This is a genomic window from Vibrio sp. 10N.247.311.51, assembly GCF_041467855.1.
In the GTDB taxonomy this organism is placed as follows: Bacteria; Pseudomonadota; Gammaproteobacteria; order Enterobacterales; family Vibrionaceae; genus Vibrio; species Vibrio coralliirubri.
The window spans coordinates 204,387-225,035 of record NZ_JBFSVK010000001.1 but is presented as its reverse complement, the minus strand read 5'-3'; the positions used below and the strand labels follow the sequence as shown (position 1 = coordinate 225,035).

Annotated in this window: 13 protein-coding genes and 1 pseudogene; 10 read left to right on the top strand and 4 right to left on the bottom strand. The window is 46.9% G+C overall.

Going from position 1 to position 20,649, the window contains the following annotated elements; genetic code table 11:
• Positions 1 to 48: 48 nt before the first annotated feature.
• Entirely contained in the window at positions 49 to 1,197 is a 1,149-nt protein-coding gene (locus tag AB6E85_RS00970; protein ID WP_268670438.1) for a PLP-dependent aminotransferase family protein, read from the bottom strand.
• A gap of 115 nt (positions 1,198 to 1,312) precedes the next feature.
• Here AB6E85_RS00970 and AB6E85_RS00965 point away from each other — a divergent pair, with 115 nt between their 5' ends.
• The 7 genes from AB6E85_RS00965 (at position 1,313) to AB6E85_RS00935 (ending at position 9,357) form a co-directional block, all read left to right on the top strand.
• Positions 1,313 to 2,182: a GyrI-like domain-containing protein gene (locus tag AB6E85_RS00965; RefSeq protein ID WP_372141054.1), complete on the top strand. Its 870-nt coding sequence runs from the start codon at positions 1,313 to 1,315 to the stop codon at positions 2,180 to 2,182.
• Between the two features lie 246 nt (positions 2,183 to 2,428).
• Positions 2,429 to 3,766 carry an MATE family efflux transporter gene (locus AB6E85_RS00960; RefSeq protein ID WP_372141053.1) on the top strand — a complete coding sequence of 446 codons (1,338 nt, stop codon included), beginning with the start codon at positions 2,429 to 2,431 and terminating at the stop codon, positions 3,764 to 3,766.
• Positions 3,767 to 4,001: 235 nt separating this feature from the next.
• Positions 4,002 to 4,760 carry an ATP-binding cassette domain-containing protein gene (locus tag AB6E85_RS00955; RefSeq protein WP_048613312.1) on the top strand — a complete coding sequence of 253 codons (759 nt, stop codon included), beginning with the start codon at positions 4,002 to 4,004 and terminating at the stop codon, positions 4,758 to 4,760.
• Complete coding sequence (locus AB6E85_RS00950) at positions 4,757 to 5,608, top strand: ABC transporter ATP-binding protein (protein ID WP_372141051.1); 852 nt, start codon at positions 4,757 to 4,759, stop codon at positions 5,606 to 5,608. The genes AB6E85_RS00955 and AB6E85_RS00950 overlap by 4 nt, the downstream gene beginning before the upstream one ends.
• Before the next feature lie 82 nt (positions 5,609 to 5,690).
• Positions 5,691 to 7,202: an ABC transporter substrate-binding protein gene (locus tag AB6E85_RS00945; protein WP_372141050.1), complete on the top strand. Its 1,512-nt coding sequence runs from the start codon at positions 5,691 to 5,693 to the stop codon at positions 7,200 to 7,202.
• Between the two features lie 4 nt (positions 7,203 to 7,206).
• A complete protein-coding gene (locus tag AB6E85_RS00940) occupies positions 7,207 to 8,943 on the top strand; it encodes an ABC transporter permease subunit (RefSeq protein WP_372141049.1) in 1,737 nt (578 codons plus the stop codon).
• A gap of 171 nt (positions 8,944 to 9,114) precedes the next feature.
• Positions 9,115 to 9,357 carry a hypothetical protein gene (locus AB6E85_RS00935; RefSeq protein WP_065676323.1) on the top strand — a complete coding sequence of 81 codons (243 nt, stop codon included), beginning with the start codon at positions 9,115 to 9,117 and terminating at the stop codon, positions 9,355 to 9,357.
• 122 nt (positions 9,358 to 9,479) lie between these two features.
• Here AB6E85_RS00935 and AB6E85_RS00930 read toward each other — a convergent pair whose 3' ends face one another.
• The 3 genes from AB6E85_RS00930 to AB6E85_RS00920 form a co-directional block, all read right to left on the bottom strand.
• The gene (locus AB6E85_RS00930; protein ID WP_372141047.1) at positions 9,480 to 12,335 is read right to left on the bottom strand and encodes an FAD-binding and (Fe-S)-binding domain-containing protein; all 2,856 of its coding nucleotides are present in this window, start codon (positions 12,333 to 12,335) and stop codon (positions 9,480 to 9,482) included.
• A gap of 162 nt (positions 12,336 to 12,497) precedes the next feature.
• Positions 12,498 to 13,637 (bottom strand): FMN-dependent L-lactate dehydrogenase LldD, encoded by a 1,140-nt coding sequence (gene lldD, locus AB6E85_RS00925; RefSeq protein WP_050643634.1) that lies wholly within the window; start codon positions 13,635 to 13,637, stop codon positions 12,498 to 12,500.
• A gap of 273 nt (positions 13,638 to 13,910) precedes the next feature.
• Entirely contained in the window at positions 13,911 to 15,605 is a 1,695-nt protein-coding gene (locus AB6E85_RS00920) for an L-lactate permease (protein WP_050620157.1), read from the bottom strand.
• 234 nt (positions 15,606 to 15,839) lie between these two features.
• On the opposite strand from AB6E85_RS00920, the gene AB6E85_RS00915 reads away from it, so the two are divergent.
• From AB6E85_RS00915 to AB6E85_RS00905, 3 genes and pseudogenes are all read left to right on the top strand, one after another.
• Positions 15,840 to 16,757 (top strand): LysR family transcriptional regulator, encoded by a 918-nt coding sequence (locus tag AB6E85_RS00915; RefSeq protein WP_048611944.1) that lies wholly within the window; start codon positions 15,840 to 15,842, stop codon positions 16,755 to 16,757.
• An 11-nt stretch (positions 16,758 to 16,768) separates the two neighbouring features.
• A pseudogene (locus AB6E85_RS00910) lies at positions 16,769 to 18,792 on the top strand (prolyl oligopeptidase family serine peptidase).
• 373 nt (positions 18,793 to 19,165) lie between these two features.
• The gene (locus AB6E85_RS00905) at positions 19,166 to 20,476 is read left to right on the top strand and encodes a carbohydrate porin (protein WP_372141045.1); all 1,311 of its coding nucleotides are present in this window, start codon (positions 19,166 to 19,168) and stop codon (positions 20,474 to 20,476) included.
• Positions 20,477 to 20,649: the final 173 nt, after the last annotated feature.

Sequence of the window (20,649 nt, the reverse complement as noted above, 5' to 3'; positions counted from 1 at the left end):
GTAATAAGCCGATCAGGCAATCACCAAAGCGGCCAGTACTGTCAGCGATTACGCTTGGTTAAGTACTTCTGTTAAGCGTTTTACCGCTTCCGTCAATTCTTCTGGATTGGCATTAGTGAAGTTTAAGCGCAGTGCGGCTTTGGCTTCATCGGCCTTTGGATAAAATACTGGGCTTGGTACAACCGCTACACCATTCGATAGTAGAGTTTTAGCCAATTCGAAGGTGTCGCACTCTGGGATCTCAACCCAAATGAACATCCCGCCATCTACGGCTTTCAGTACACAGTCAGCAGGCAGTTGTTTCTCTAGCTCTGAGAACAGCACCTCATAACGAGACTTGTACAGGGTGCGAATGTTTTCCATGTGTACGTTGAAGTCTTCATGTTTTAGAAGACCAACAAGCAGTGCTTGCATTGGTACACTTGAGTGTAAATCCGCGCCTTGCTTCACTTTGATCAGTGGCTCAAGGTAGCTGCGTTTGCCTGTTACCGCGCCAATACGTAGACCTGGCGATGCAATCTTAGAGAATGAACGAAGAACGATAGAGTTATCAGGGCAGAACGAAGAAACCAACGGCAGTTCTGTACCTGTGAAACGTAGCTCACGGTATGGTGCATCTTCAATGAATGCCACGTTGTATTTGATACACAGCTCAGCCACTTTTTGACGAGTTTCTGTTGCCCAGCACACGCCGGTTGGGTTGTGGAAATCAGGCACGGCATAGAACATCTTCGGTGATTGCTGTGCAAAGCACGTTTCCAGTTCATCTAGGTTCGGGCCAAATTCAGTTTGAGACACGGTCGCAATGTTTGCTTGAACTAGGCCAAACACCTGCATCGCACCTAAGTAGCTTGGCGCTTCCATCACAACCACATCACCTGGATCGACATACGCACGTGCAATCAAATCCAAACCTTGCTGAGAGCCAGTACAAATCATTGCCGTGTGTGACTCTGGCAATTGGTAGCTTTGTGTTAGGTGGTCAAGCAACGGGCCGTAACCGGCAGTAGAGCCGTATTGGAAAACTTCAGGCATGTTCGCTAGATTTTCTAGCGTTGGCTTCATTAAATCGATAGGGAATGTTTTCTCGTCCGGTAAACCACCGGCCAATGAAATGACATTTGGATCACTTGCGGCTGCGAGGATCTCTCGAATGTATGAAGATTGAATCTGTTGTAATGACTGTGCGATTTCCATGTGTTGTGTCTCGTCGTTTATCGTTTTTATTCTATCGCTTGATATTACACGGCAATTGTAAAAATTAGCGTGTCCGTTTATGCTCTTAAACATGTCCATTTATGCTATTTGAACGATGTCACGTCAACACATATCGAGAATCAATGATGTCCTGTTCCATATTCACCAAGACATCAGTCAGCCTTTGTCTGCCAAAGAGTTATCTGAGATAGCAGCCTATTCAGAACAGCACTTTCATCGCACCTTCAAAAGTGTGGTCGGGGAGTCGTTGCATCAATACATCCGACGAACTCGAATGGAGTATGCAGCCAACCAATTGATGTTTGATACCAGCTCGTCTGTGGTTGAGATCGCCCATAAATGTGGCTTTAGTTCTGTGTCTTCGTTTAGTCGAGCATTTAAAGCGACCTTTAATATGTCGCCCGGAGAGTGGCGTAAGCATGATTTACAAGTAGCAGAAAAGCCCTATTTGAAAGATCCCGAAGTCGCGGCGGGCTATTTGAACGTGGCGCAGCGAGTGTTACCCGAACCGAAGATCGTTGAAACACCGGAGCGCATGGCGGCTTATGTTCGACACACTGGCTATAACCGTTCCATTCGCAACGCGTGGCTGATATTGAAAGCGTGGGCGAACTCAGAACAGCGCGACTTTTCGAGCCAATTTGGTTTGCATCACTCAAACCCTGCTTGGGTTGAGATGGATCAGTGTCGTTATGTCGCGTGTATCGCGATTGATGAACCGATTAAGTATCGTAGTGTTGTGAACCAGATGGTGATCCCAGGAGGCTTGCATGCCGTGTTTCGACTGAATGGCCGCTATGGAGAACTGCTACCACAGATCAGTATGGTATTAGAAAAATGGTTACCTACGTCTGGCTTCAAGCAGCGTTCTACGCCGGCTTATGTGCATTATCATCAGAATCACTTTCTTAATAGTGATGAAATATTCGAACTCGATTTCTACCTTCCCGTGAGTTTTTACTGAGCCTTTACTAGGTTAACCATTGAGTTGGCTCTGTAATTGGTTTTGTTGTGTTTTGTCGAGCGTGATTTTACTCATTTGTTGTGGCTAATTTGCTCGCTCAATGACAGAAAGGGGTCTTATGTTGATGGTGCGATGGGAGAGAAGCTTGTTGATAAACGACTCTAAGTAAATGATGACAACGTACGGATTAAACGATAGCATCCCGCTCTAATTGCAAATAGTTCTTAATATCACTCGCTAGAATATATGACCATTACCCACAAAGATTATCTGAAAATTGCCTTCCCTTTCATCATTTCAACGGTGACACAGCCTCTACTAGGTGCGGTGGATACCGCTGTTATCGGCCAACTTGGTATTGCTGAACTGATTGGTGGCGTGGCGATCGGCACCATCATTATGAACACCATGTATTGGTTGTTTGGCTTTTTTCGTGTCAGTACCACGGGGCAAAGTGCGATGGCACTGGGCAAGGGAAACCGCTCTGATTTGGCGGGTAGTTTGATGCGTCCGTTCGTGCTGTCTGGTTTGGTGGGTTTGATCTTTATCTTGATACACCCACTCATCTGGCAAGGTGCAATGTGGGTGATAGAGCCTGAAGCCAATGTGGCCGAGCACGCGCATATCTACTTCAGTATTTTGATTTATGGTGCGCCTTTTGTGTTGCTCAACTACACCATCATTGGTTGGTTGATGGGGCAGGCAAAAGCCAAAGAAGTTCTTTACACACAAGTGTTTGGCAATGTGTTGAACATTGTCTTGGATGCGGTGTTTGTACTTTATTTCGATTTGGGTGTTGCAGGTGTGGCTTACGCAAGTTTGATTGCACAAGTCACCACCTTTGCGATTGGTGTGACCTTGGTGATGAAGACCAGTAATATCTCGGTCTCTGAGTTCCTGCAAGGCTCGAAGATGACCAAGAAAGACCTATCGACAATCATCTCATCGAATACTGATTTATTGCTTCGCACCATTTGTATCTTGGTGTTCTTCAACATGATGGCGCGTACTGGCTCTAAACTGGGTACGGATGTTCTAGCGGCTAACGCGATCTTGATGCAGGTGACCTTCATAGTCAGCTATATGTTTGACGGTATTGCCAACGCATCGAGTGTGTTTGCTGGTAAAGCAGTAGGACAGAAGAATCCTTCAATGTTGGATCGAGTATTAAGGCTTAACTTCCAATGGACGGCAGGTTTCATTGCCGCGCTGACGCTGTTGACCTTGGTATTTAAAGACAGCATTGTTTTCTTGTTTACTGATATTCCAGCGCTAGTCGCTCTATATCAAGAGATGGCTCCGTGGTTAATCGTGTTCCCGTTAGTGGCTGGCTTTGGCTTAACGGTTTACGGTATCTTTACTGGAACAGGAACCACGCGTCCGGTTAGAGACTCAAGCATCGCGACTTTGTTGGTATTCTTAGCGGTACAGGCATTTACCATCGATATTTGGGGTAATCATGGTCTGTGGTTGGCGTTCACCTTGTTTTATCTTGGACGTATTGCGTTCCTGTATCCGTTTATCGCACAAGTTAAGCAGAAATGTTACCCAGTCGAAGATGCCGCTCAGGGTGCCATTAACTAAGTAACCTAATCATCACCTGTAATACATTATGAAAGCGCTTTACTATTTTTACACGATAAATTTAGAGAGCGCTTTTTTGTATAAGTAAAAATTCAGCTTGAAAGGTCAACACGCCCTAATAAAAATTGGTCAATCAAACAGCAAATAAAATGCGATACAGTTCAATGTTCTCTTTTCATCATGTCGGCTAAATGATAGAGTTGTTATGTTATAACATCTATATATGAGTATCTGCGTGAACGCCCCACTTTTGTCTGTTGACCACCTAACGATCAAAACCTCTTCGAGAACCCTTTTCCAAGATATCCACTTCGATGTTTATCGAGGTGAGCTGTTGGCGATCATGGGTCCTTCAGGCATTGGTAAGTCGATGCTTTCTCGCGCTATTGCGGGGTTTCTGCCAGAGACGGTTGAAGTTGAAGGTCATATTTCTCTATCTGGTGAAGCGGTGTGTGGTTTACCTATGTTGCAAAGAACTGCAGCACAGCGCCCCGCAGTTATCTTCCAAGATGCGCTTCAAGCGTTAAATCCTCTAGTTTCAATAGAAGGCCAACTCTGCCTTGCCTTGACGGGAACTCGCACCAAGCTTAAATCAAAAGACAAAATCAAAATTACCGAGTTGCTGATTCAACTTGGTTTTCCTAATCCAGAAACCATCTTGCCGTTGTACCCGAGCCAAATTTCGGGTGGGCAACGCCAACGTGTGTGTATTGCGATTGGCTTGCTGAGCAACTCCGATATTATCATCGCCGATGAACCAACCAGTGCGTTAGATCCGGTGACAGAGCAAGAGATACTTAAGCTGATTCGACACAATGTTAAACAGCGTCAAATTGGTGGTTTACTCATCACCCATGACCTGCATAGCGCGTTGGCGTGTGACAAGCTGTTAGTCATCGATGATGGCGGTGTGGTGGCTTACGGTGCACCGAAACATGCACTTGAGTCGAGCTCTCACGCTTTCTGCTGTTCATTGAGAGACTTAATCGAATGAGCTCGACCTTACCACTAAACTCAGAAGCCTCGCCATTAATGCCAGTGACTGATTCAGAAACACAAACATCGACAGAGATTAAGTTCGATAATGTGAGTGTTCACTACTACTCCGTACCAAGTTGGTTGGGTGGTAAAGCGTTCAAAGCGCTACAGAACATAGACCTTAATGTTGAAGACAAAAGCCTAGCAATTGTTGGGCGTTCTGGTGCCGGTAAATCAACGTTGATTGAACTGCTATTTGGCCTTAAAGCGCCAACCGTTGGTCAAATAAACTTGTTCGGTTATTCGCTCCCAATTCGCGATAGCAAAGCGCAAGCAACTGTGTGTCGCTTGATTCAATTGGTGCCTCAAGAGCCCCACACTAGCCTCAACCCTTACTATACCGTTCGACAGATCTTAGCCGAACCGCTAAGCAACTTAGATGTTTCGGGTAATCATGAAGCCATCATTGAAGAGGCGCTTTCAGACGTTGGATTGCCTGCCAGTTTGCTCTTACTGAAACCTAATCAGCTTTCTACAGGTCAAGCTCAACGTGTGGCTATTGCTCGGGCTCTTGTCGTTAGACCCGCTGTGCTGGTGGCCGATGAACCTACTGCCAGCCTTGACCCTGTGAATCGCCAAAGGTTGTTGGACTTGGTTAATTCATTGAAAAAGAAGCGTGATATGCGCCTTATTTTGGTTACGCATGATCTCGGTGCGGCAAAAGCTCTTTGTGAAGAAATACTGGTTCTCGACCATGGTGAAATGGTCGAGCACGGACCGACCGATCAAGTGATGGGTACACCTGCTCACCCTGCAACTCAGATGCTGATCGAGTCTCAGCCTCTTTCGAAATCTACTTGTTAAAACAACCTTATTTATTAACGAAATACATCTTATTAAAAAATACAGCTTATTAACGAAGCACAGCTTACAGAGAAAAATAACTATGCGTTTTAATTCAATCAAACTAGCCTGCGCTCTAGCGCTGGCTCTGCCTTTGACGGGCTGTTTTGACTCTCAGCCAGAGTCGAGCGATGCCGCAGTAAAATCTGAAATCCGAGTTGCGATGATGCAACCGCCAAGAACCGGCTTATCGCCACTTTCTGATGATGCTTTTAAACTATCTCGTTGGAGCACGGCTGAAACGCTAGTGAACTTGAGCCCAACTTCTGAAGCTCAACCAATGCTGGCAACGGATTGGAAACATCTTGATCCTCTGACTTGGCAGTTCACGATTCGCCAAGGCGTTAAATTCCATGATGGTTCGACATTAACGGCAAACTCTGTAGTGAACTCTCTACAAAAAGCGCTTGAAGCAGCACCTAAGCCACGCATCCTAGATGGTGTAGAGCTAGAAGTGAAAGCGATGGACAACTACCGCGTAGAGATCAAAACCAGCTTTGATGACCCTCTTCTACCAAGCCGTTTATCAAGCCCTCAATTAGCGATTCTTGCAGCAAGTGCTTATCAAGAAGATGGCCGTGTTAGCCCAATTGGTGCAGGTACTGGCCCGTTTGAGCTGACTGAAATCAACGGTACAACCAGCGCGAAACTGAAACGTTTTGATGGCTACTGGGGTCAAAAAGCACAGGTTGAATCTGTGATTGCAGAATACGTTCCGAACGGTTTTGCGCGCGCTGCGGCTCTAAGAACCGGCACGGCTGACGTCGTTGAAGCGGTACCCGTTTCACAAATCGCGACTATTGATCCGAACCTACTTTACGAAGTGGCAATGCCTCGTACTAATACGCTGTACCTGAACAACAAGTCAGGCGTGTTCAGTGATATCAATTTGCGTAAGGTTGCGGCAGCTGCAGTAGACCGTGAGCAGATCGTGAACACTGTTTATGAAAAACACGCGGATATCGCACAAGGTCTATTAGGTCCTGCACTTGCTTGGGCTGAGCCAATTCGACCTGAAGGTCCGGCAGTCGACAAAACGCTAAAAGCGAACGGTGAAAGCATTGTTATCGGTACCTTTACCGACCGCGCAGAGCTTCCAGAAGTGGCAGCGCTACTGAAACAACAACTTGAAGCGGCTGGTTTCAAGGTTGAGCTGGATATTCGTGAATACGCTCAGATCGAGAACGATGCGCTATCTGGTAAGTTCGACGCGTTTATCCTTTCTCGTGCAACGGTTCTAGATTCGGGTGACCCAGTGGCTTACATGATGAGTGACTTTGGCTGTAAGGGTTCTTTCAACCTTGGCCAGTTCTGTGCTCAAGAAGTAGACCAAGCGCTGACTCACGCTGACCTACAACCACTAGGTGCACTACGTCAGCAAGCGATCATTGAAGCTGAGCAAAAAATCTTGAATGACTTTGCTGCGATTCCACTGCTTCACGAACGTGTGATTCAAGGTGAAAGCGAGCGCGTAAACAATGTGGTTCGTGACCCAAGTGAGCGTCGTTTAGTTGACCAAACTACACAGATCAAACAAGTGAAACAGGCTAACTAAATAAATGTTATCTGCTGAGACTCTGCGTCGAACTCTATTTATCTTGACGCCTTGGCTATCAAGAATCGCCTCACTGATTGTGGTGGTGATTCTTGTTGGTTTGATGCCTGACATTGCAGGCATCGACCCAAGCCAATCTATTCTGCGGGCTAGGGCGGGGCAACAACACCTGCTTACGCCTGAAGCTTTAGCGGCGGTACGTGCTGATCTTCATCTTGACCGTTCAGCCATTGAGCGCCTGATCGACTGGGTAGGAAGTGCTTTTTCAGGTGATCTAGGTGAATCATGGATTGATGGTTCCTCGGTAGCATTAGGCATTCAAAAAACAGCGTCTACATCTCTGTTTTTGATGTCTAGCGCATTGGTGATGACTTTCGTACTGTGCGGTGCAGGCTTACTTGCTACCTTACGCAGTTGGAAGAAGGGCAAACTGGGGCAGAGTTACAGCAGTTTAAGCACCGTATTAATATCGTTGCCAGAGTATGTGGTCGCCTCGGTATTAATACTGGTATTCTCAATCTGGTTAGGTTGGCTACCACCGTATGGTTGGCAAGGCTGGCAAGATATCTGGCTACCGAGTTTAGCGCTCGCACTGCCTGCAAGTGGCTTGTTTAGTCGCCTACTCAGAGACAGTTTACAACGCGTTCTCAATGAACCTTGGGTGATCACTTGGCTCAGTGCCAACGTTCATTCCAATCAAATTATTCGCTTTGCGCTGAAAAGAGCGCTGAGCAGTCTGATCCCGCAAATCGCGATGATCGTGATTGGCTTAACTGGTGGCGCAGTCGCGGTTGAGCTTATCTTCTCGATCCCTGGTATCGGGCGCATGATTCTTGGTGCAGCTAAGGCGCAAGACTTACCAACGCTGCAAGGCGGCTTATTGGTGTTGCTGCTATTTTCAATTGCCGTGAGCAGCATGAGCTTGTTTGTTCAGCAATTGATTCTTGGCCACAGCCTGAAAAGCGGCAAGCTCATCAGTAGCCACTCTTCGTTTCGTTTTACCCAGAACCGCGCAAAGCGTGTCACTGCTTTTGCGATCTTCTCTTTCCTAATTGCTATCGTTGTATGGGCTGCATTCCGAGACCCATACACTAGCCAATTCGCACGTTTGGCATCACCTAGTTGGCAAGCGCCTTTGGGTGCGGATGGCATTGGCCGAGACTTACTGGCGAGAATCGGCTCGGGTATGGTCTCGACCTTCCAAGCGGGTATCTTGGCAACGTTTTTGAGCTTGGTGACGGGCATCGTCATGGGCTTCAATACCCGCTTTAGCCAAGGCCTTATCGAGATCACTAAGGGCATTCCTTACATCATTGCAGGTCTGTTGGTTGCGGGCTTAACGGGCATGAATCCGAACAGCGCATTAATCGCGATTGTATTGGTGTCGTGGGCGCCGTTAGCCGCCCACTGCTCAAGTTTAATCGTAGAAGCCAAGGCTCAACCATATACGCACCTCGCGCCATTGTGGGGAACTAGCAAGCTTCGAATCTTCCGTTTCTACTTGCTTCCTTATGTATTGCCACCTTTGCTAAGGCACGCGATGTTGAGGCTGCCAGTAATCACATTGAGCCTGACCTCGCTTAGCTTCATCGGCTTGGGAGCTAAGCCTCCTGCACCGGAATGGGGTTTGATGATTGCAGAAAACTTGCCCTACATTGAACGCGCGCCATTAGCAGTCATGGGCCCAATTGTTGGTCTGATCCTGTTAGGTGCTGCAATTAATATGATGTTTGATGATTAACGAAAAAGTGCAGGCTGCTTAAGTTTTCGATGTGCTATTCGATGTGCTATTCGATTGAGTGTTCGATTTGCTTTTTATATTGTAACCTTGAGCCTGTTTTTTTAATTGGCTTTCGGATCGGTTGTCGATCGGTTTTTAGCTTAGTTAAATGTTCAGCGTTAAGGATTCAACATGTATCTCGTTTTGTATTGCCACAATATTGGTATGACCGACTTTTCCTTTTTTGAAACGGAAGACTTTGACAAAGAAGAGGGCTATATCGTGCGAGGTAAATGGCCGAATGAGAAAGCGTTTCGTGATTATTTAACTAAAGAGTTTTGTGACATGAGCGAATTCCAAGTGATCGACTTAATCGCCAAAGGCGCAGAAGCAGAACACTACTCACCAGAAGAGTTGATGCGTTTTGCTCAGTAACCGTTAGCTCAGCAATATCTAGCTCGGTAATGCGTTTTAAATCGAATAAAGAAATGGCAGCCTGATTGGGCTGCCATTTTTCGTTTTAGGTTTAAGTTAATACCTTTGCGCTATGAACGATGCTATTGCGCGACTTCGTCCACCAAGTACAAGATTGACTGATACGGAATGCCACTGTGATGTGACAAACCTATCTCACAGGTTCGACTGTTACTGAATCCACGAGTACAGTTGCTCGGCACTTGCTCCTTGAGTGGGTGTACTGCGGCTTCATTCAGCTCTGGCGTGGTAAAACCTTTATCACCCGCCCAACCACAGCATTGAATATGTTCAGGAACGATGACTTCTTCGGTACAGGCTTTAGCAAGGCTCAACATCGCGCCTTCTAAACCCATTCGACGAGAGCTACAAGTCACATGCAGCATCACGGTTTCTTGCAGCGGCTCAAGTGTCAGGTGCTCAAGCAAGTATTGGTTCACAAACCCTGTCGGCTCTAGTACCTCTAACGGTTTGGTGAACTGTTCAATACTGCGTTTAGCACATGGGCTGGTATCCATTAAGACTGGGTATTCACCTTGACGACTCGCTTGCCATAACACTTCTTCGAGTTGTTGTGCTTTAGATTGGGCTAAATCGGTCATACCTTTGCTGTCGTAAGGCATACCACAACATTGGTCGTCTAGCTTCTTCGGAAGAATCACCTCAAATCCGGCTTTGTTAAGCAAAGACATGGTCACTTCAGTTAGAGGACGTTGGTCGCCCGCATCGTTCTGTTGCCCCATGGTTCGACTGGCACACGAAGGCAGATAAACCACCTTCTTATGATTGCTTGAGTTTCCCGCCGTCACTGGTGATGAGACTAGCGAGTGACTGTTGGATTGCGGCATCTCAGGCATCCAAACGGGTGTCGCACCTTTGGTGATAGAGCGCAGGCCGTTGGTTAGCTTGCCGACAGTATTTGCGCCTAATACTTTGCTCGCCACTTGGTTGGTTTTGAGGCCAGCCTTGGTAAGTTTTGTGGTGGTCGAGAAATGATCCGCTGTCCACTTAGCGATGGGCGTAAATTTCTCGTATTTGGCAATACGAAGCTTCTTGATCAAATCGCCGGTGTTGATTCCTACTGGGCAACGCTCGGCACACAGACCAGTTGCGGCGCAGGTATCGATACCTTGGTATTCGAAGGTTTTCTCTAGCTCGCTTGCTTCTATTTCTTCACCCGCAGCTCGGCGGCGTTGTAACTCGCGGTACAGCACGATACGTTGGCGTGGCGATAGAGTTAAGGTACGAGACGGACAAACAGGCTCACAGAAGCCACATTCAATACAGCGGTCGACAAGGTCGTCAGCAGCAGGCATTGGCTTTAGGTTTGTTATGTGTGAATTCGGATTGTCGTTGATAATAACGCCGGGGTTGAGCAGTCTTTCTGGATCAAACAGCGCTTTGATCTGTTGCATCAAGGCATAGCCGTCTTTGCCCCATTCCAATTCCACATAAGGCGCCATGTTACGACCAGTACCATGCTCTGCTTTCAGAGAACCTTGGTATTTCACCGCAACCAGCTCGGCAACATCGTCCATGAAACCGCCGTAGCGGTCGATTTCTGTTTGGCTGTCGAAGCCTTGAGTAAATACAAAGTGCAGGTTGCCTTCGAGGGCGTGACCGAAAATGATCGCTTCGCTGTAGTCGTATTTGTCGAACAGCTCTTGCAGCTCTCGAATACCATTAGCAAGGTTTTCGACAGGGAAAGCCACGTCTTCAATGATAACGGTTGTGCCGACTTCACGAACGGCTCCAACCGCAGGGAACATGCCTTTTCGAATGCCCCATAGGGTTGCGACTGCCTTTGGAGCGGAAGTGAAAGGCACCGACTCAACAATCGTGTATTCAGTCAATGCGTCCAAAATTGATTTACATTGTAAATCTAAGTCCTGCTGGGAGCTGGCGTGTGATTCAACCAAAATAGCCGCCGCTTCTAAATCTAGGTTTGGCATAAACGCAGGCATACCCGGTTTATCCGCGACAGAACGTAGCGCCCTGCCATCCATTAACTCAACAGCAGCAACCGGAGTTTTAGATAGCGTAGTAACGGCTTTACTTGCTTGTTCTATGTCGGCAAACACAAGCAGTGCAGAAGCTTTGTTCGGGTGTTCAATCACTGTGTTGTAGGTGATTTCGGCGATGAAGCCTAGCGTGCCCTCTGAACCGATCATCAGGTGTTTAATGATTTCGATTGGGTCGTGGTAATCGACCAATGCATTCAGAGCGTAGCCCGTAGTGTTTTTGAGGCGGTATTTGTGGCGGATTCTGTCTGCAAGTTCTTGGTTTGACGCTGTCTGTTGATGTAATTCAACAATGCCTTCAAACAGTTCTTTGTGTGATTGCTTGAATGCCTCAACACTTGCGTTATCAGCCGTATCAAGCAGGGAGCCATCACTCAATACGATTTTCATGCTCTCAACGGTGCGGTACGAGTTTTGCGCAGTACCACAACACATGCCACTGGCGTTGTTCGCTGCAATACCACCGATTTTACAGGTATTGATAGAGGCTGGATCTGGGCCGATTTTACGTTGGAAAGGGGCAAGGTATTTGTTGGCATCTGCACCAATCACACCCGGTTGAAGGATGATCTGATTGCCGTTGTCGACGATTTCGTGGCCGCGCCAGTCGTCGGTCAGTGTGATGAGTACCGAGTCTGAAACCGCTTGCCCTGACAGGCTGGTGCCCGCGGCGCGAAAGGTAAAATGAATACCGAGTTCGCGACAACTTTGAATGGTGAATATCACTTCGTCTAAGTTTTTAAGCCTTAGAACCATTTTCGGCACCAAGCGATAGAAACTCGCATCGGTGCCGTAAGCCAATCGCTTTGCCTCTTGAGTGACAATGCGTTGTGTTTCTATTTTTTGAGCCAGTATCGCTTCAAGCTGCTGATAAGCTTGTGCGTCTATTACTCGCTCATGGGATGTGGTTGTCTCCATCTTTGCTTCCTTGTGCTTCTTATTTGGCACTGATTTGTTTTTATTTTATTTTCCAGTGCTTAAACGGTGTCACAACGGCAGTGGAATTGCTGTGACACCGATTGAACTTCAGTCTAAGTAGACCAAAGCATTAGTTCGAATCTGAGCCTGAGTCGTGGCCGATTAATCTAGCCCTACCAGAGATTCACGAGTTAAGTCTTTGATTGTCTTAGCGCCAGTTAGAGTCATCGCAACGCGCATCTCTTTGTCATACAGGTCGAGTAGGTTCTCAACGCCTGCTTGTCCTTGTGCTGCTAACGCGTAGACGAAAGAGCGACCAAGCAAGGTGCAGTCTGCGCCCATCGCCATCATACGAACCACATCTAAGCCAGTACGAATGCCAGAGTCGACCAGAATCTTTGTGTCGCCTTTTACTGCGTCTGCAATTGCAGGCAGTGCTTTAGCACTTGATAGAACGCCATCAAGCTGACGACCGCCGTGGTTTGAAACTACGATACCGTCTGCACCAAATCTCACGGCGTCTTTTGCATCTTCTTCATCAAGAATGCCTTTGATGACCATTGGGCCATTCCAGAAGTCACGGATCCACTCTAGGTCTTTCCATGAAATTGATGGGTCGAAGTTATCACCCAACCAACCGATGTAGTCTTCCAGTTTGGTTGGAGAACCGCGGTAAGTAGAGATGTTGCCAAGATCGTGAGGCTTGCCGAGTAAACCAACATCAACGGCCCAGCTAGGATGACGCATCGATTGGAATACACGACGCATTGCTGCATTCGGGCCACTCATTCCTGAGTGCATGTCACGGTAGCGAGCGCCGGGTACTGGCATATCCACGGTGAAGACCAGCGTTGTGACGCCAGCTGCTTTGGCGCGCTCAAGAACGTTCTTCATGAAGCCGCGATCTTTTAATACGTAAAGTTGAAACCACATTGGGCGTTCAATCTTAGGTGCGACTTCTTCAATCGGGCATACCGATACAGTCGACATGGTAAAAGGGATGCCTTTGTTGTCGGCGGCCTTTGCTGCTTGTACTTCACCACGTCGTGCGTACATGCCTGTTAGGCCAACTGGAGCCAGCGCGATTGGCATTGCGAGTTTTTCGCCAAACAACTCGGTTTCCAAATTTAGGTCCGACATGTCATTAAGTACACGCTGCTTGAGCGCGATCTCTGCCAGATCGGCCGTGTTGCGGCGTAGGGTATGTTCTCCGTAAGAACCGCCGTCAATGTAGTGGAAAAGAAACGGTGGCAATTTCGATTTTGCTGCGGCGCGGTAATCAGTCGATGCGGATATGATCATAATTTCAGTCCTAAATTCTTGGGATGTTGCCCTTCTATGAGAGCTTGGTTTGGGCTGCTTTAATTCTTGAAAAGTAAGTGTTTATTCTTTCTTAAACGGTGAAACAAGTAATCTTTGAAGCAAATAACCAGTGAAGCAATAAAATGGCGTTAATACCCGAGGGTGTTGATGTGTTTTAGTATCCATTCCGAAACTCATCAACTGTCTTATTAGACGGTGTTGCAGTCGGGGAATTGAGTATTAACGCCAAGTGCTTTTGTTACGACTTATGGTTTACATAAGTGCGTCTGTCATTTTGAAGCCGTAGATAACCACTAGGCCGATGATCCCTGTCATCACCAAGTAGTAGAACGTTGGGATGATTGTCTTACGTAGCGTTGCACCTTCACGTCCTAGTAAACCTACCGTTGCCGATGCCGCTACTACGTTGTGAATCGCAATCATGTTACCTGCTGCTGCACCAACCGCTTGCAGAGCGACAACCACCGCACTAGAGATAGTCAGAGTTTGTGCCACTTCAAACTGGAATTGGCTGAACATCATGTTTGAAACTGTGTTCGAACCTGCAATGAAGGCACCTAACGCGCCAACCGTTGCACTCAGTGCTGGGAATGCGCCGCCAACTAGGTCAGCTGCAAAGTTCGCAGTCGTTACCGGCATACTTGCCAAATCAGCGCCGTTCACACCAGAGTTAATGAAGATACGTACCATCGGGATGGTGAACACCAACACAAAGCCTGCGCCAATCAGTGTTTTACTTGATTCACCAAAGGCTTTAGCCAGTGGAGCTGCGCTGCGAGATTGCATTAGAACCGCAACCAGCGCGACGAAGACTAAGATGCCGCCCGGTAGATATAGAGGTTGAATCGCTGTGCTTACGCCTGTCTCGCCTAGGATGTTGCTGAACGAAAGGCTCACGCTCTTAAGCAGGCCTTTGAACTCAGGGCTTACACGGCTAGCAACTAGAGTGACAGCAAGCAGCACGTAAGGTGCCCATGCCATCGCCATGCTCATTTTCTTATGGTTTTGATTGTTGTCATCAAGGTCGATTTTCAGAGAACCTAGCCATTCTGCTGGCCACTTGTCTTCGCTTTCAAAATCCCATTTTGATTTTGGTACGAGGAAGCCACGTTTTGCTGCAGTAACCACAATTGCTAGGCCAACCAAACCACCAATCAGTGATGGGAATTCAGCGCCTAGGAAAACACCTGTTAGTGCGTAAGGAATAGTGAAAGCAGCACCTGCGAAAAGTGCGAATGGCAGGATATCTAGGCCTTCAGTCCAGCTTTTGTTTTTACCGAAGAAGCGAGTCAGCATCATCGCCATCAATACAGGCATCATTACACCAACAGAAGCGTGAATCAGCGCAACGCTTGACGTGATTTGTTGTAGGTAAGCATCCCATGTTGAGCCATGAGCAATCAGGCTTTCACCGATGTTGTGCGTGTCCAAACCTTTGTTCACACCAACGATGATAGGTGTACCAACCGCGCCGAATGATACTGGCGTAGATTGGATCATCATGCCCATCAGTACCGCAGCAAGCGCAGGGAAGCCGATAGCAACCAGTAGTGGTGCAGCGATGGCAGCAGGTGTGCCGAAGCCAGATGCGCCCTCAATGAATGAACCGAAACACCAAGCAATGATGATTGCCTGAACACGACGGTCAGCGGATATATCAGTGAATCCATTACGGATAGTGGTGATGGCTCCGGTGTGTTTCAAAGTGTTTAATAAGAAGATGGCGCCGAACACAATCCAGAGAACCGACACGGTAATGCCGAAGCCTTGGAATACAGAAGCCAGCACGCGAGTGCCAGACATGTCCCAAGCAAGTAGGGCGATAGCAACGGTTAAGGCAAATGCCACAGGCATCGCTTTTTTTGCTGGCCAGTTAAGACCAACCAGCAGAATCGCTGCAACAACTATTGGTGAAAATGCCAATAGGGCTAGTAGAGTTTCACTCATGGGTACTTCCTCGTACTGTTTTCAAACGTTCATGTTTGAAGTAAAGATCACGTTATGGTTTGTCATTATTTGAATCGCTTTGGCCTCTAAACGGGAACCTTCTTTGGGCGACTCTTGTAATTGGAATGACTGTTTTTGTAATTGTTTTGTTAATTTGGCGTGAATTTACCCCTTTATTTTTTATTGATATAGGGAAATAATGAAAATAATTAATTCCAAAATTGGCATAATCAGATGCGAGCAGACGATTTGATCCTGTTTTCACAGGTGGTAGAACTGGGCAGTTTCAGTAAAGTGGCAGAGCAAAATAACCTTACAAATTCGGTAGTTAGTAAAAGAATTGCGCGTTTAGAGGAAGAGATCGGCGTGCAATTATTATATCGAACCACGCGTAAATTGACCCTGACTGAGGCGGGTAAGGCAATGTTACACGGGGCCAAAAATGTGAAGCAGGCAGCTCAAGAGGCTATGGACGCAGTTTCAGGCTTTGGTGAAAATGTCAGTGGTCATATCAAAATGTCAGTGCCTACTATCTCCGGAGATTTGATTCTCGCAGACGCGGTGGCTGAGTTTTGTAATATGCACCCAGGTTTAACGGTCGATATGTCTCTGAACAATCGCTTTGTCGACTTGGTTGAGGATGGTCTCGACTTGGTGATTCGAACTGGCTACTTGGAAGATTCAAGCCTCATTGCTCGTCATATATTGGATTCACAATGGGTGGTGTGCGCTTCGCCGTCTTATATCGCTAAGAACGGTAAGCCGATGCTGCCTAAAGACTTAGTGCAGCATAACTGTCTGCAATACGCGTATCAAACAACGGGTGCCAGTGAATGGCAGTTCCTGCATAGTAAAGACGGATGTACTGACAACGACAAATACATAGTGCGTGTCTCAGGTTCATTTTCTACCGATAACGCCACGGCACTTCGTAAAGCTGCGTTGGGCGGCCATGGTGTGGCGTACGTGCCACGTTGTCTGGTGTATCACGATATTCGCAACGGCCAGCTGGTGGACATCTTCCCTGATTTAGTCGGTAAAAAGCTGGGTATTTATGCGGTGTACCCCTTTACGCGCCAGCCACCGAACAAGATTAAGTTATTGATTGAACACATCAGAACCCGTTACCTGACGATTTCACATTATTTTTAATAAGGATCACGATGAGCTATCTAAAAGAGTATCCAGTCACCAACAAACAGATCGTCAGCGATGACTATTTTGGCCAGATAATCGAAGACCCGAGACCGCGCAGTGGGTAGCGAGTCAAAATGAGGTCACGTTTGATTACCTTGCTCAAATTCCGTATCGCGCTGAACTGCGAGAGCGATTGGCGAAAGCGCAAGACTACAAAAAGAGCTCGCAGCCGTTTGTGCGAGGTGATTACACCTATTTCTATAAGAACGATGGCCTGCAGAATCACAGTATTCTCTATCGTCAGAAAGAGGGGCAGCAGGTTGAAGTCTTCTTAGACCCGAATACCTTCTCGGAAGACGGCACCACATCTCTAGGCTCGGTGTCGTTTTCTAAAGACTACAGCTTAGTGGCGTACAGCATTTCTGAAGGTGGTAGCGACTGGCGCAAGATCTTCGTTATTGATACCGAGACTAAACAGCAGCTTGAAGCCGAAATCACTGACGCTAAATTTACTGGTATTTCTTGGTTGGGTAATCGCGGCTTTTATTACTCTAGCTATGACAAGCCAGACGGCAGTGAACTCTCTGCTCGTACTGAGCAACACAAGCTGTACTTCCATGAGTTGGGTACAGAGCAAGCTAGTGACAAGGTAATCTTTGGTGAGAGCAACGCTGAACAACACCGTTATGTGTCGGGCTACACCACGGAAGACGATCGTTACCTAATTATTCTTGGGAAAGAATCGACATCAGGTAACAGACTGTTCTATATCGATTTAGATTCAGAGGCGCAATCGTTGAACACGCTGATTGACCATGTTGATAGCGACACTTACCTCATCGATAACCAAGACCAAGTCTTCATCTTATACACCAACTTAGAAGCACCCAATGGCAAGGTGGTGAGCTTTGATACTCGCGATGGAAAGTGGCTTGATATCATCCCTGAGAAGCCACAGCCACTGGACATCAGCACTGGTGGTGGTTACTTGTTTGCGCACTACATGGTGGATGTGGTGTCTAAAATCGATCAGCTTGATTACCAAGGTAACTTAGTTCGAGAACTTCACATGCCAGGGATGGGAACGGCCAGTGGCTTAGGTGGTAAAAAAGAGCAAACCCAGCTTTATTACACCTTTACCAACTATGTCACGCCGCCAACGATTTTCTCATTCGATGTCGAAACTGGTAGTTCAGAAATCTATCAGCGATCTGAGTCTCCGTTTGAGTCGGATCAATTTGAGTCTAAACAGGTCTTCTATACCTCAAAAGATGGTACACAGGTTCCGATGCTTATCTCTTATAAGAAAGGATTAAAACTAGACGGTAGTAACCCAACCATTTTGTACGCTTATGGCGGCTTTAATGTCAGTCTGACGCCTTCTTTCTCAGGTACGGTCGGCAGTTGGCTAGAACTGGGTGGTGTATATGCGGTGCCAAACCTGCGTGGCGGCGGTGAATACGGTAAGGCATGGCACAAAGCGGGTACGCAACAACAAAAGCAAAACGTATTTGACGACTTCATTGCTGCTGCGGAATTCTTAATCGAAGAAAACTACACCAGCAGTGATACGTTAGCGATCCGCGGCGGGTCTAATGGTGGTTTGCTAGTAGGCGCTTGCATGACACAAAGGCCTGAGCTGTTCCAAGTGGCTCTGCCTGCGGTTGGGGTATTGGACATGTTGCGTTACCACACATTCACGTCTGGTGAAGGCTGGGCGTACGACTACGGCACATCAGCACAAAACAAAGAGATGTTCGAATACTTACTTGGCTATTCTCCCGTTCACAATGTGGTGCGTGGAGTTGATTATCCGGCGACTCTTGTTACGACCGCTGATCACGATGACCGCGTGGTGCCTGCTCACTCTTATAAGTTCATTGCAGAGCTGCAAGATAAGCATGAAGGTGGCGCGCCCGTGATGATTCGTATTGATGTTAATGCGGGCCATGGCGCTGGAATGCCGCTGAGTAAAGCGATCGATCTCACCGCCGATATCTATGCATTTACTCTGTTCAATATGGGGATTGCGTCTCTAGATTCACTTTAGCGAATGCTTGATTCTAGATAACGGGGTATTTTACTCAGACCAAAAAGCCTCAAAATCTGCCTTAGATTTTGAGGCTTTTCATATATATGAAAACCAATCAAAGCTGCACCATATTCCCCTCACTTTCACACACTGTTTTCCGTGATAGCCGCCACCATTACTGATGAAATGAAAGCGATTTCAAGCTGACATTTCACGGATGTTTGTTCATAACTCATTGATCTGAATGCAGTAGTTTTCTCCGTGAATTTTCTAAAGGTTTCATGACATTTAAGCTGATTTATCAGTGTGAACAGCGACCAACTTTTCAACGCTTTCATTGCTTAATATTTCCCTGTTCGATGAAAACTCAAAAAAATAATAGGGAATTACAATGCAAAAATTTAAGCTTTTGCCAATAACAGTCGCAGTGGCGGCGTCGCTTGCTTCACTCTCTTCTTTTGCTGCTGACACGGATATAGAAGCATTAGAAAAACGAATCCAAGAGTTAGAATCTAAGGTTGTGGATATTGATTATGTTAACGATCAACAGCCCGCTGTCCTAACTGCAGAAACTAAGGTGCCAGAAGGCATCGTCTTCTCTGGTTATGCTCGTTACGGCGCTCACTACAAGAGCGGTGATGAGCGTTACGTAGACATCGGTTCAACTGGTCGCTCTGTTGGTCGCTTGGGTAACGAAGCCAACGGTGGTGAGGTTCAGTTAGCTAAGCTTTTCCAAGCTGACAACGGAGCTATCTGGGACATCGTATTCATGGCTGACCACTGGGAAGCAGACGCTTGGGCTGATGACGGCGGCCTGAGCATGAAAAAAATGTACGCAGGTGTAACCAATGTATTTGAAAGCCAGCCTGAGCTGTACATGTGGGCTGGTCGTGACTTCCATCAACGTCCGCAACAAGGTTTGAACGATTACTTCTGGATGACACATGATGGTCAAGGCGCTGGTTTTAACAACCTAGATTTCGGCGGTGCCAAGCTAGACATGGGCTTTGTTGGCCAAGTGAAAGGCGGTCTAGTTAACGATAATGGTAAATACGCGATTACCTCTAAGCTTCATTCAATTAACGCGGGTATCGGTCAACTGGATTTATATGCGAACTATGGTTTTGCTTCAGATGAAGCAGATTCAGACGTAGCGGGTGAGCCAAAAGTCAGCGATGAAACGGCATACCTAGTAGGTGCAACTTTAGGGCTGGGTGAGTCTAACAAGTTGATTGTTAAGTATGGTGACGGTGCGGATGACTCTGTGTTTGACCTCGCTGGCGACAAGACTGTCTTTTACGCGAGTGTTGAAGGTAATTATGCTGTCAGTGAGCAGTTCATCATAGATTACCTTGTTTCTTACAAAGACATTTCAGGTGATGACTACAAAGATGCAGACACCGGTAGAAATTTAGATAAAAGTGAATACGCAGGTATCGTTCGTCCCCAATACCAATGGGATGATGTTCACTCTACATGGTTAGAAGCTGGCTACGGCATGGTTGATTACGATGATGACGGTGAAGAGAACGCGTGGAAAGTAACTCTGTCTCAAAACGTTTCTCTAGGTGGCTTACCTTGGAGTCGTCCAATGCTTCGCTTCTACACAACCGTGGGGGATGTAGAAACGAAAGGCAATACAGTGAAGACAACCAACGTTGATACATTGTCGTTCGGCGCAATGTTTGAAGCTTGGTGGTAATCATAAGCTAGCAACAGCGGCTCTTTGAATTAGGCATATTTTCAAAGAGCCTGTGTTTGAAAGTAGTAAAGACTGTCCATTTTAGCCCTAAAGGCAGATTAATTAGGGCACGTTTCAATTAACTCCATTCTTGGGCACATTCTTTGTGCCCTTTTTTTCGCCACTAGATCAAG